We start from the raw sequence: 11,900 nt of genomic DNA, 5'->3' as shown, positions 1-11,900 counted from the left end.
GTCCCACCCGATCCCATCCCGAACTCGGAAGTGAAACGCAGCTGCGCCGATGGTAGTGTGGCTTGTCCATGCAAGAGTAGGTCACCGCCAGGGGCTTTATCCTGAAAACCCTCACCGTAACCGGTGGGGGTTTTTTCTTGTCTCCTGCTGGCGCGGGTGGACTTATCCAGTCGCAAAAAATCCCCGCGCCAGCGGCGCTGCCGTGGCGCAGGCTGGGCCCCGGTTGTGGTCCGAGCCTTATGGACTCACGTCCCCCCGCGGCTTCCGTGTTTCGCATGCGGGCCGCGCGTCAGGCGGAGCCCTGTTCGCACATGGAGCTCACCACTCGACGGCAGATGCTTTCCGATCGGGCCTCGATCTTCACCTCGGTCCGGCTAGATTGCCGGTGCGGAGGTGCCCCATGGAGCATGCCGACGCACATTGGCTAGAATGGTCGCTGCCGGCGCTGGCCTGGGTGGGCGGAAGTCTGGATGCCGTCAGCTACCTCGCGCTCGGGCACGTGTTTACCGGGAACATGACCGGCAACACCGTGCTGCTTGCGATGGCGCTTGGTGCCGGCAACTTGGGTCGCGCGTTGCGCTCGTTGCTGGCCGTGCTGGGCTTCGCCGTCGGCGTCGCAACGGGTACGGGTCTGCTGCGCGGGCAGCGAGCTGGCTGGAACGCCAAGGTAAATCGTGTGCTGGTGCTCGAAGCAGTGCTGCTTGGCGCGGCTGCGCTGGCCCTCACCCGGAACGCGCACACGGCCATTCCGGAGCCGCAGGTGCGCGGCATAATCGTCCTGCTCGGCATGGTAATGGGTATGCAGAGCGCAGCGGTGCGCCAGGTGCACCTGGCGGGCGTCTGGACCACTTTCATCACCGGCACGCTGACCCAGTGGATTGCCGGGCTGGTCGAGCACGCGTCGGCGAAAGATCCCCCGGTCTGCCGCGTCCAGGCTGCGGTGTACGCGACCTATGGCTTGGCTGCCCTGGTTACGGCTTGGCTTCAGCAGCGCCGGTCGCCCTGGGCGATCGCGCTGCCGTGGCTGGTGCTGCTGGGCGTGGCCACTTGCGGCGCATGGCGGATGCGCCGCGTCGGCAGGCGCTAGAGCGCGTAACCGAACTGATCGCGGAAGGCCTCGGCGAACTCTTCGTAGCTGAAGCGCTGGTTCTGCGTACCAGGGTGCTCGACCTTCAGTGCGCCCATCAGCGACGCCATGCGCCCGGTCGTCGGCCAGTCGTAGCCCCGCATGATGCCGAAGATCAGGCCTGCGCGGTAGGCGTCGCCGCAGCCGGTCGGATCGATCACCTGGCGCTCGCGCGCCGCTGGAATCTCGATCACCTGCCCGCCGGTGTGGATCAAGGAACCACGCGGGCCCAGTGTGACGATATAGGCCTGCGTGCGGCTGGCGATCTCCTCGGCGCTCCAGCCAGTGCGCTGCTGCAGCAGCTGCGACTCGTAGTCGTTGACGATGACGTAGTTCGCCTTACCGATCATCGAGCGGAATTCGTCGCCGTTGAACAGCGGCATCGCCTGGCCCGGATCGAAGATGAAGGGCACGCCGCGGGCGGCGAAGTCGTCGGTGTGCTGCAGCATCGCCTCGCGGCCGTCCGGCGCCACGATGCCGAATTTGGCATCGGCCACGTCGCCGACGTGGTTGTGGTGCGAGCTGGACATCGCACCCGGATGGAAGGCGGTGATCTGGTTGTTGTCCAGGTCCGTGGTGATGAAGCACTGCGGCGTGAACTGGTCCTCGAACATGCGCACGCCCTCGAGACGGATCCCGCAGCGGACCAGGTGCTCGCGGTAGGGGCCGAAATCCTGTCCGACCGTCGCCATCGGCAGCGGATCGCCGCCCAGCAGCTTCAGGTTGTAGGCGATGTTGCCCGCGCAGCCGCCGAACTCGCGGCGCATCTGCGGCACGAGGAAGGAGACGTTAAGGATGTGGACCTTGTCCGGCAGGATGTGGTTCTTGAACTGGTCCGGGAACACCATGATGGTGTCGTAGGCCAGCGAACCGCAGATGACGGCTGACATGTTGGAAGCAACCCCGATCGGCAAACGCGGACGGCAATCGTCCGGCAAACCGGGCAATCGTAACCCGAGCCTCCGTCCAAGGCGACAGGCAGTTGCATTCCGAAGCAGCGAGTCGACTCAGGAAATGCGCGCATCATCGCGTTCTGCAAGGCTTTCTTAACTTCTTCACGCTTGCGTGGGTGGGGCCCGCTCACTAGACTGACGCGCTTACTTTTTCTCCTGCAGACGGCGTGCCAGGCCTCATGTTCAAGAAGTTCCGCGGCATCTTTTCCAACGACATCTCCATCGACCTCGGCACCGCCAACACGCTGATCTACGTGCGTGGGCAGGGCATCATCCTCAACGAGCCGTCGGTGGTCGCAATTCGCCAGGATCGCGGCCCGGGCGGCCCGCGTGCAGTGGCCGCGGTCGGCGGGGACGCCAAGCGCATGCTCGGCCGCACGCCGGGCAACATCGCTACCGTGCGTCCGATGAAGGACGGCGTCATCGCCGACTTCACCATGACCGAGGCGATGCTGCAGCACTTCATCAAGCAGGTGCACAAGTCGCGCATGCTGCGCCCCAGCCCGCGCGTGCTGGTGTGCGTGCCCTGCGGTTCGACCCAGGTCGAGCGCCGCGCCATCAAGGAGTCGGCCGAAGGCGCCGGCGCCCGCGACGTGTTCCTGATCGAGGAACCGATGGCCGCCGCGATCGGCGCCGGCATCCCGGTGCACGAGGCGCGCGGCGCGATGGTGCTGGACATCGGCGGCGGCACTTCCGAAGTGGCGGTGATCTCGCTCAACGGCATCGTCTATTCGCAGTCCGTGCGTGTGGGCGGCGACCGCTTCGACGAGGCGATCATCAACTACGTGCGCCGCAACCACGGCACGCTGATCGGCGAATCCACCGCCGAGCGCATCAAGATCGAGATCGGCTGCGCCTTTCCGCAGGCCAACGTCAAGGAGATCGAGATCTCCGGGCGCAACCTGGCCGAGGGCGTGCCGCGCATGTTCACGATCAACTCCAACGAGGTGCTGGAGGCGCTGCACGAGCCGCTGTCCGGCATCGTGGCCGCGGTCAAGTCGGCGCTGGAACAGACTCCGCCTGAGCTTTGCTCGGACGTGGCCGAGCGCGGCATCGTGCTCACTGGCGGCGGCGCATTGCTGCGTGACCTGGACCGGCTGATCTCCGAGGAGACCGGCCTGCACGTGCAGGTGGCCGACGACCCGCTTACCTGCGTGGCGCGCGGCGGTGGCAAGGCGCTGGAACTGATCGACCAGCACGGCAGCGATTTCTTCGCGCCGGAATAAGAAGGGGCCTGCACGAAGATCTGCCCGGCGACCGCAGCGGCGTCGGCTGCGAGGGTCAGGCAACGCAGCGCCACTCCCACGACGGATGCAGCATGCAGGTCGAACTGACAGAACGCTATGGTCTGCGGATGACGCACATCCTCGCCGCCGGGGCCATACCGCGCTTGCATCAGCGCGCGCCGGCTGCGGCGTTGGCGCACGGGGGCGTCGATTCGGATGGTGTCGCGATGCCGGCCACGCGCCGGGAAGCGCCGCTTACGCCGGCTGGCCGCGGCGCCGCCGGCGAGGTCAAGCAGGCGTCCGCCGATCATCGCCAGAAGGTTGCCGTGCTGCTTGACGTGGAAACCGGCCCGGACACCATCCTGGCCATAAGCCACCGCGGTCTGTGGCTGCGATCCGCCGAGAGCACTGGTGCCGCCCCGCATGCGTTCGCCAGCTACCCCGCGGCCAGACGGTCTTCATGAACAAGGACGCCTCGCCCCTGTTCGCCGGCTCGACCGGCACGTTGCGGCTGATCGGCTACCTCGCGCTGGCGATGGTGCTGATGGTGCTGGACCATCGCAACGGCTGGATGTGGCGCATCCGCTATGGCGCCGCGGTGGCGGTCGAACCGGTCTACCGGCTGGCCGGCCTGCCGGTGGAGGGCATGCGTACGCTCTCGGTGGCCTTCGCCGACCGCCAGCGGCTGACCGAGCAGAACCAGCGCCTGCGCGAGGACCTGTTGCTGGCCAACGCCAAGCTCAATCGCATGGCCGCGGTGGCCGAGCAGAACGAGCACCTGAAGGAGCTGCTCGATACGCAGCGCAGCCTCGATCTCAACGTGCAACTGGCGCGCGTGGTCGGCGTGGACCTGGGTGCGTACCGCCACCGCCTGTTGATCAACGTGGGCGCGCGCGATGGCGTGAAGCCGGGCCAGCCGGTGATCGATGCGCGGGGCGTGATGGGCCAGGTCATCCAGGCGCTCCCCACCACCTCGGTGGTCATGCTGATCACCGACCCGAACAACGCCCTGCCCGTGACCGTCGAGCGCACCGGCCTGCGCGTGATCGCCTACGGTTCGCGCGAGGGCGACCGCCTGGTGCTGCCCACAATCCCGATGGCTGCCGACGTGCAGGCCGGCGACCGGCTGCTGACGTCCGGCCTGGGGGGGCGCTTTCCGCCGGGCTTCCCGGTCGGCGCGATCACCCGGGTGGCGCCGGCGCCCACCGGCATGTTCCTCGAAGCGCAGGCCCAACCCAGTGCGGACATCAACCGCAGCGAGGATGTGCTGTTGCTGCACGACCAGGCCGAGCCGGCCGGTCCGCCGGAACCGGTGACGCCGATGGGGCCGCCGGCCGACCTGGCGCCTGCGAGTGCGCGCAGCGCGCCGCCGCCGCCGCCGCCGCGCCATTCCACGAGAAGCAGGCCATGAACCGCCAACGCCTCGGCACCTGGTGGTTCATCGGCACGCTGGTGTTCGCGCTGCTCTCGATGCTGGTGCCGCTGCCGGACGTGCTCGCGCCCTTCAAGCCTTACTGGCCGGCGCTGGTGCTGCTGTACTGGTCGCTGGAATCGGGCGACCGCGTGACGCTGGGCCTGGCCTTCGCGATGGGGCTTGCCGCCGACCTGCTCGATGGCGTGCTGCTGGGCGAGCAGGCGCTGCGCCTGACCGCGCTGGTGTTCATCGCGCTGCGCTTCCGCTCGCGCCTGCGCTTCTTTCCGATGTGGCAGCAGACCCTTGCCGTGCTGGCGCTGCTGGTCAACGACCGCATCCTGCTGACCATCGTTCGCGTGTTCGCCGGCGACGCCTTGCCGCCGGCGAGCTGGTGGATCTCGCCGGTCGTCGGCGCGGCGCTGTGGCCGTTCGTGTTCCTGCTGCTGGACGACCTGCGCATGCGCCTGCGCCTGCAATGAGATGAAGAAGCGGCGCACATTGAAGGATCCCCGCGGCGAGGCAGCACTGTTCCAGCGGCGCTCGCTGGTCGGCTTCGCCTTGATCGTGCTGGGCCTGATCGCGCTGTCCGGGCGCTTCTTCTACCTGCAGGTGCAGCGCCACGACGAATTCGTGACCCGCTCGGAGAACAACCGCGTCAAGCCCAAGGTGATCCCGCCAGCGCGCGGCCTGATCTACGACCGCAACGGCGTGCTGCTGGCCGACAACGTACCCGCGTTCCGGCTCGAGGTGGTGCCCGAGCAGGTGCCCGACATGCAGGCGATGCTCAGGCAGATCGGCGCCGTGGTGCCGCTTGACGAGGACGACATCGCCGCGTTCAAGAAGCAGCTCAAGCAGAGCCGCCGCTTCGAGAGCGTGCCGCTCAAGATGCACCTGTCCGAGGACGACATCGCCCGCTTCGCGATCAACCGCTGGCGTTTCCCCGGGGTGGACGTGGTGCCCTACCTCACGCGCCATTACCCGTACGGCGAGTTGTTCGCGCACGTGATCGGCTATGTGGGGCGCATCGACGCGGACGACCTCAAGCGGCTCGATCCCGATCGCTACCAGGGCACCAGCCACGTCGGCCGCAGCGGCATCGAGCGCTCTTACGAGGACGTGCTGCACGGCACGCCCGGCTACGCGCTGGTCGAGGTCAACGCCGACGGGCGCACCCAGCGCGTGTTGGAGACGCACCCGCCGATTCCCGGCAAGAACCTCTATCTGTCGATCGACGTGCGCCTGCAGAAGGCGGCGACCGCGGCCTTCGACGGGCGACCGGGCGCGGCGGTGGCGATCGACCCGCGCAACGGCCAGGTGCTGGCGATGGTCAGCGTGCCCAGCTTCGATCCCAACCTGTTCGTCAACGGCATCGGCAGCGCCGACTACAAGGCGCTCACCACGGCGCCGGACAAGCCGCTGTACAACCGTGCGCTGCGCGGCGTGTACCCGCCCGGCTCCACCGTCAAGCCGTTCCTGGCGCTGGGTGGTCTGGAGTACGGCGTGCGCCGCCCGGAGGATACGGTGCTCTCCACCGGCGAGTTCTGCCTGCCCGGCCAGTCGCGCTGCTACCGCGACGACACCCGCGGCGGCGACGGCGTGGTGAACATGGTGCGCGCGATCGAGAAATCGACCAATACCTATTTCTACAAGCTGGCGCTGGACCTGGGGATAGACCGGCTGAGCAACTGGATGGGCCGCTTCGGCTTCGGCCAGAAGACCGGCATCGACCTCGACGGCGAACAGGTCGGCGTGCTGCCCTCGCGGGAATGGAAGATGGCCAACTCGCGCCAGCCCTGGTTCCCGGGCGAGACCATCATCGCTGGCATCGGCCAGGGTTACTGGGCGGTGACGCCGCTGCAGCTGGGCCACGCCTTGTCGATCATCGCCGGGCAGGGCGTGCCGCGCGCGCCGCGGGTGGTGATGGCCACCCAGGACAACGTCGAGGCGCCGCGCCAGATGCTGACCAATCCCCCGACCGGGCCGTCACTGGTGAGCGACCCGAAGAACCTGGAGGTGATCAAGCAAGGCATGGAGGCGGTGATCACCGGGGGCACCGGCGCCAAGCAGTTCATCGGCTTCCCGCTCGTGGTCGCCGGCAAGAGCGGCACCGCCGAGCGCTTCTCGCGAACTACCTCGGCCTACGATACCAACAAGAACAACGCCTACCTGGCCAGCCGCCATCGCGCCTGGTTCGAGGCCTATACGCCCGCGGACGATCCGAAGATCGCCGCGGTCGCCCTGCTCGAAGCCGGCGCCTGGGGCGCGCAGGACGCCGGGCCGATCGTGCGCAAGGTGTTCGAGGCCTGGCTGGCCACGCAGGGCGGAGCTCCCGCCGCAGCGGCCTCCGCGCAGGCCGGACCGGCGCCGTCGGGCAGCGCGCCGGTGGAAGACCTGCCGGCGCAGGCCGAAAGCGAGGCTATCCCGTGATCGAAGCGCTCATGTCCCGCGCCCGCCGCTTTCTGCGCCGCATCCTGACCCGGCCGCGGATCGACCTGCCGCTGGCCTGCGGCCTGTTCGTGCTCGCCTGCGTCGGCCTGGTCACGCTCTACAGCGCCGGCGGCGGCGACCTCGGGCTGGTCGGCGGCCAGGCCGCACGCTTCGTGCTGGGCGCCGCGCTGCTGCTCCTGATCTCGCGCATCCCGCCCACCGTGCTGCGCAGCTGGACGCCGTGGCTCTACGCCGGCAGCACCATGCTGCTGGTGGTGGTGGCGATCCTGGGCGAGGGGCGCGGAGCGAATCGCTGGCTGGACCTGAAGATCATGCGCTTCCAGCCCTCCGAGCTGCTCAAGCTCACCATGCCGATGATGGTCGCCTGGTACCTGCATCCGCGGCAGTTGCCGCCGAGCTGGAAGGACATGGCGGTGGTCGGTGCGCTGATAGCGGTTCCGGCGGCGCTGATCGCCAAGCAACCGGACCTGGGCACCGCGCTGCTGGTATCGGCGGCCGGCGCGTTCGCGCTGTTCCTCTCCGGTGTCGCGTGGTGGCGCATCGGCCTGCTGCTCGGCGCGGCGGGGGCGATGGTGCCGGTGGGCTGGCACTTCATGCACCAGTACCAGCGCGACCGCGTGCTGACCCTGCTCAACCCCGAGTCCGACCCGCTGGGCAACGGCTGGCACATCATCCAGTCGCAGATTGCGGTGGGCTCCGGCGGCGTCTTCGGCAAGGGCTGGATGCACGGCACGCAGTCGCGGCTGGAGTTCCTGCCCGAGCACACCACCGACTTCATCTTCGCGGTGTTCTCCGAGGAGTTCGGCCTGGTCGGCGTGTGCCTGCTGCTGGCGCTTTACGCCTTCATCATCGGCCGCTGCCTGTGGATCGCGATGGAGGCGCGCGACACCTATTCGCGCCTGCTCGCCGGCGCGATCGGCATGAGTTTCTTCGTCTACGTATTCGTCAACGGCGGCATGATCGCCGGCATGCTACCCGTGGTGGGCGTGCCGCTGCCGTTCGTGAGCTACGGCGGCACCTCGGCGGTGAGCTTGTTGAGCGGTTTCGGCGTGCTGATGTCGATCCACGCCAACCGCAAGATGCATGACTGAGCCGTGCCATGCCGGCGCCTGCGTCCGGCCCTGGATGGCGCGTTTGCGCATGATAGGCTTGGCTGCGATGTCGACCCGCGCAGCGCAACCCATGTCTTTCTTCCGTTTGCGCCTGCAAGGCGCGCTCGCCGCCCTCCTGCTGGTTGCTGCCGCCCCGATGCATGCGCAGCCGGCGACCGTGCACCCGGGGCAGGCGGAGCTGGTGCGCGAGGTGGCGCGCGACACCGGCAAGAGTCCGGCCCGGCTCGATGCGCTGCTCGGGCGCGCGCAGATGCAGCAGTCGATCCTCGACGCGATCGCGCGTCCGGCCGAGGCCAAGCCCTGGAAGGACTACCGGCCGATCTTCATCACGCCCAAGCGCATCGACGAGGGCGTGGCGTTCTACCGCGCGCACCGCGCCTTGCTCGAGCGCATCGCCGACCAGTACGGCGTGGCGCCCGAATACATCGTGGCGATCCTCGGCGTGGAGACCTTCTACGGTCGCAACACCGGCAAGTACAAGGTACTCGATGCGCTGGTCACGCTGGGCCTGTACTACCCGCCGCGGGCGAAGTTCTTCCGCGAGCAGCTCAAGGTGCTGCTGGAGCTGCCGGACAACCACCTGGCCGGACCGCTGGACACGCTCACCGGCTCCTACGCCGGCGCGCAGGGCTGGGGCCAGTTCATGCCCTCGAGCATCCGCGATTATGGCGTGGACGCCGACCACGATGGCCATATCGACCTGGCCAGGTCGCTGCCGGACATCCTGGCCAGCGTCGCCAACTACTTCGCCGGGCACGGCTGGGAACGCGGCGGCCCGGTCGCCGCCAGGGCACAGCCGGATGCCGCGCCGCGTGCGCTGGACGTGGCCGATGCGCAGCCGCGCTGGCCGCTGGAGCAGCTCGAGGCCTGGGGCTATGCGCCGGTGGAACATCTTGACCCGGGCCGGTCGGCGAGCCTGCAGGTGCTCCAGGGCGGCAATGGTCCGGAGTACTGGTTCACTTTCCAGAACTTCTACGTGATCACGCGCTACAACAAGAGCCCGCTCTACGCGCTGGCGGTGCACCAGCTGGCCCAGGCGATCGCCGCCGGGGTGCGCTCGGCCGACGCGCTGCCATGAGCTGGCGCACCGGCGTCCTGCTGCTGTTCGCCCTGGCGCTGGCCGGTTGCGCCGGCTCGCGGCCGCGGCCCTCGCATGGCGCCGGCGCGCACGGCGAGGGCCGGGGCAGCGCCAGCTGGGTCGACGACCTCAGCCGTCCGCAGGGGAGCCGCTATCGCGATGGCAAGGACAGCGTGCCGCCGCCTATCGACGTCAGCCGCATCCCCGAGCCGGTGCCCAAGGTCGAGCCACGCTCGCTGTACGGCAACAAATCGCCCTACACGGTGCTCGGTCAGACCTACCGCGTGCTGCCGAGCGCGCGCGGCTACGACGAGCGCGGCATCGCATCCTTCTACGGCGCCAAGTTCCACGGCTACAAGACCTCCAGCCTGGAGGACTACGACATGTACGCCTTCAGCGCCGCGCACAAGACGCTGCCGCTGCCCAGCTACGCGCGGGTGACCAACCTGGCCAACGGCAAGAGCGTGATCGTGCGCATCAACGACCGCGGGCCGTTCCACGAGAACCGGCTGATCGACCTGTCCTATGCCGCGGCGGTCAAGATCGGCGTTTGGCCCAAGGGCACCGGGCTGGTCGAGGTGCGCGCGATCGATCCGGCACATCCGGACGATGCGGCGTCACCACCGACGGAACTGGCGGCGCCGGCGGCGGTCCCACAGGGCGGTGCTCGTCCGACGATCTGGCTGCAGGTGGGTGCGTTCGCGGACCTGGCCAACGCAGACCGCGTGGCGCAGCAGCTGCGCTCGGCCAAACTGGCGCCGGTGCAGGTGATCGATGCGCAGGTGAACGGCCGCAGCATCCGCCGCGTGCGTGTCGGACCGCTGGAAGATGTCGAGCGCGCCGACCAGGTCACCGCCCAGATCGAGCGGCTCGGCCTTCCCCGGCCACAGGTCGCGGTAGACTGAGCGATGCTTTTTTCGTGCTGGCGCGCGGGGCGCCGGCAACTAGAGATGGATTGATACCGAAGATGAGCTTTTTCCGCCGTACCCTTGCTTCCTTAGCCGCCGCCGCGCTGGTCGCCGGCGCCGCCTTCGCGCAGCAGACGCCGCCGAGGCCCTCGCCCGTGCCGCGGCCGGTCGTGCCCGAGGCGCCGGTGCCTCCGCCGCCGGACGTGGACGGCAAGAGCTGGGTGCTGATGGACTACGCCACCGGCCAGATCCTCGCCAGCAAAGACCCGGAGCTGCAGGTGGAGCCGGCGTCGATCACCAAGATCATGACCGACTACGTGGTCTCGGCCGAGCTCGGCAACGGCAGGATCAAGATGACCGATCCGGTCACCATCAGCGAGCGCGCCTGGCGCGGCGGCGGCGCCAGCACCGACGGTTCCACCAGCTTCCTCAAGCTCAACAGCCAGGTGCCGCTCAAGGACCTGCTCTACGGCATGATCATCCAGTCGGGCAACGACGCGGCGATCGCGCTGGCCGAGCACACCGCCGGCTCCGAGGAGGCGTTCGCCAACCTGATGAATGCCTACGCCAAGCAGCTGGGCATGACCCACAGCCACTTCGAGAACGCCTCGGGCTACCCGATCGCGAACCACTACACCACCGCGCAGGACATCGCGATCCTTTCGCGCGCGCTGATCCATGATTTTCCCGAGGACTACGCGATCTCGGCGATCAAGCAGTTCGAGTGGAACGGCATCAAGCAGGGCAACCGCAACACGCTCCTGTGGCGCGATCCCAGCGTGGACGGCATCAAGACCGGCCACACCGCCGCGGCCGGCTACTGCCTGGCGGCCTCGGCCAAGCAGGGCGATTCGCGCATGATCGCCATCGTGATGGGCGCCAGTTCGGAGAAGGCCCGCGCCGACTCGGCGATGGCGCTGCTCAACTACGGTTTCCGCTTCTATGAGACGCACAAGCTCTATGACGCGGACAAGCCGCTGGCAACGCCGAAGCTGTGGAAGGGCGAGAAGGACACCCTGCCGATCGGCATCACCCATCCGCTGGAGGTGACCGTCAAGCGCGGCCAGTACGACAAGCTCAAGGCGACGATGGACATCCCTGCCACCCTCGTCGCGCCGTTCAAGAAGGGCCAGCAGGTGGGCACGCTGCGCGTGACGCTGGACAACCAGCCGCTGCAGACGGTGCCGCTGGTGGCCCTGGACGAGGCCCCGCAGGGCGGCTTCTTCAAGCGCCTGTGGGATTCGATCCTGCTGTGGTTCCACGGCGGCAAGAAGGATGACGCCGCGGCCACGGCCCCTGCCGCGGACAAGAAGTGATGCACGAGATCGACTTCAGCCAGGCGAAGAAGGAAGGCAAGGGCTTCCAGTTCCCCGGTGAATTCGAGATCACCGCGCTGGGCGACGCCGGCGCGGACCTGCCCAGGCACGTGCCGGCCCTCCTCGAAGGGGTCGGCCTGCACGTATTGCACGAGACGGTCAGCCAGCGCGCCTCGCGGGAAGGCAAGTTCCTCTCGGTGACGGTGAGCTTCCGCTGCGACACGCGCGAGCAGTACGACCAGGCGCACGCGGCGCTGCGCGCCGATCCGGCCATCCGCTACACGCTCTAGGCCCTGCCCCGTCTGCCCATCCTCCGGGA

12 protein-coding genes and 1 rRNA gene are annotated in these 11,900 nt (G+C 68.4%); 12 read left to right on the top strand and 1 reads right to left on the bottom strand.

Features of this window, described 5'->3' with window-relative positions:
* Positions 1-93, top strand: a 5S ribosomal RNA gene (gene rrf, locus VGU65_RS00825); the annotation flags it as partial.
* A gap of 307 nt (positions 94-400) precedes the next feature.
* Positions 401-1,087, top strand: a complete 687-nt coding sequence (locus VGU65_RS00820) for a YoaK family protein (RefSeq protein ID WP_327472258.1) — start codon at positions 401-403, stop codon at positions 1,085-1,087.
* On the opposite strand, the gene VGU65_RS00815 is transcribed toward VGU65_RS00820, so the two are convergent.
* Positions 1,084-2,016 (bottom strand): carbohydrate kinase family protein, encoded by a 933-nt coding sequence (locus VGU65_RS00815; RefSeq protein WP_327472257.1) that lies wholly within the window; start codon positions 2,014-2,016, stop codon positions 1,084-1,086. The two genes, VGU65_RS00820 and VGU65_RS00815, sit on opposite strands and share 4 nt — an antisense overlap.
* 242 nt (positions 2,017-2,258) lie before the next feature.
* On the opposite strand from VGU65_RS00815, the gene VGU65_RS00810 reads away from it, so the two are divergent.
* The 10 genes from VGU65_RS00810 (at position 2,259) to VGU65_RS00765 (ending at position 11,871) form a co-directional block, all read left to right on the top strand.
* Positions 2,259-3,305 carry a rod shape-determining protein gene (locus VGU65_RS00810; RefSeq protein WP_327472256.1) on the top strand — a complete coding sequence of 349 codons (1,047 nt, stop codon included), beginning with the start codon at positions 2,259-2,261 and terminating at the stop codon, positions 3,303-3,305.
* 92 nt (positions 3,306-3,397) lie between these two features.
* Positions 3,398-3,769 (top strand): hypothetical protein, encoded by a 372-nt coding sequence (locus VGU65_RS00805; protein ID WP_327472255.1) that lies wholly within the window; start codon positions 3,398-3,400, stop codon positions 3,767-3,769.
* A complete protein-coding gene (gene mreC, locus VGU65_RS00800; RefSeq protein ID WP_327472254.1) occupies positions 3,766-4,716 on the top strand; it encodes a rod shape-determining protein MreC in 951 nt (316 codons plus the stop codon). The genes VGU65_RS00805 and mreC overlap by 4 nt, the downstream gene beginning before the upstream one ends.
* Complete coding sequence (gene mreD / locus VGU65_RS00795; RefSeq protein ID WP_327472253.1) at positions 4,713-5,198, top strand: rod shape-determining protein MreD; 486 nt, start codon at positions 4,713-4,715, stop codon at positions 5,196-5,198. Before mreC ends, mreD begins: the two co-directional genes overlap by 4 nt.
* Position 5,199: 1 nt before the next feature.
* Entirely contained in the window at positions 5,200-7,146 is a 1,947-nt protein-coding gene (gene mrdA, locus VGU65_RS00790; protein ID WP_327472252.1) for a penicillin-binding protein 2, read from the top strand.
* A gap of 11 nt (positions 7,147-7,157) precedes the next feature.
* Positions 7,158-8,258: a rod shape-determining protein RodA gene (rodA, locus tag VGU65_RS00785; RefSeq protein ID WP_414655776.1), complete on the top strand. Its 1,101-nt coding sequence runs from the start codon at positions 7,158-7,160 to the stop codon at positions 8,256-8,258.
* 91 nt (positions 8,259-8,349) lie between these two features.
* The gene (gene mltB / locus VGU65_RS00780) at positions 8,350-9,357 is read left to right on the top strand and encodes a lytic murein transglycosylase B (RefSeq protein ID WP_414655775.1); all 1,008 of its coding nucleotides are present in this window, start codon (positions 8,350-8,352) and stop codon (positions 9,355-9,357) included.
* A complete protein-coding gene (locus tag VGU65_RS00775; protein ID WP_327472250.1) occupies positions 9,354-10,262 on the top strand; it encodes a septal ring lytic transglycosylase RlpA family protein in 909 nt (302 codons plus the stop codon). The genes mltB and VGU65_RS00775 overlap by 4 nt, the downstream gene beginning before the upstream one ends.
* 62 nt (positions 10,263-10,324) lie before the next feature.
* Positions 10,325-11,581: a D-alanyl-D-alanine carboxypeptidase family protein gene (locus tag VGU65_RS00770; protein WP_327472249.1), complete on the top strand. Its 1,257-nt coding sequence runs from the start codon at positions 10,325-10,327 to the stop codon at positions 11,579-11,581.
* A complete protein-coding gene (locus VGU65_RS00765; RefSeq protein ID WP_327472248.1) occupies positions 11,581-11,871 on the top strand; it encodes a YbeD family protein in 291 nt (96 codons plus the stop codon). The genes VGU65_RS00770 and VGU65_RS00765 overlap by 1 nt, the downstream gene beginning before the upstream one ends.
* Positions 11,872-11,900 lie beyond the last annotated feature (29 nt).

Origin of the sequence: Frateuria sp., from assembly GCF_035943815.1 — a bacterium.
Lineage (GTDB): Bacteria > Pseudomonadota > Gammaproteobacteria > Xanthomonadales > Rhodanobacteraceae > Frateuria_A.
This window is presented reverse-complemented; position numbering and strand designations above follow the sequence as displayed.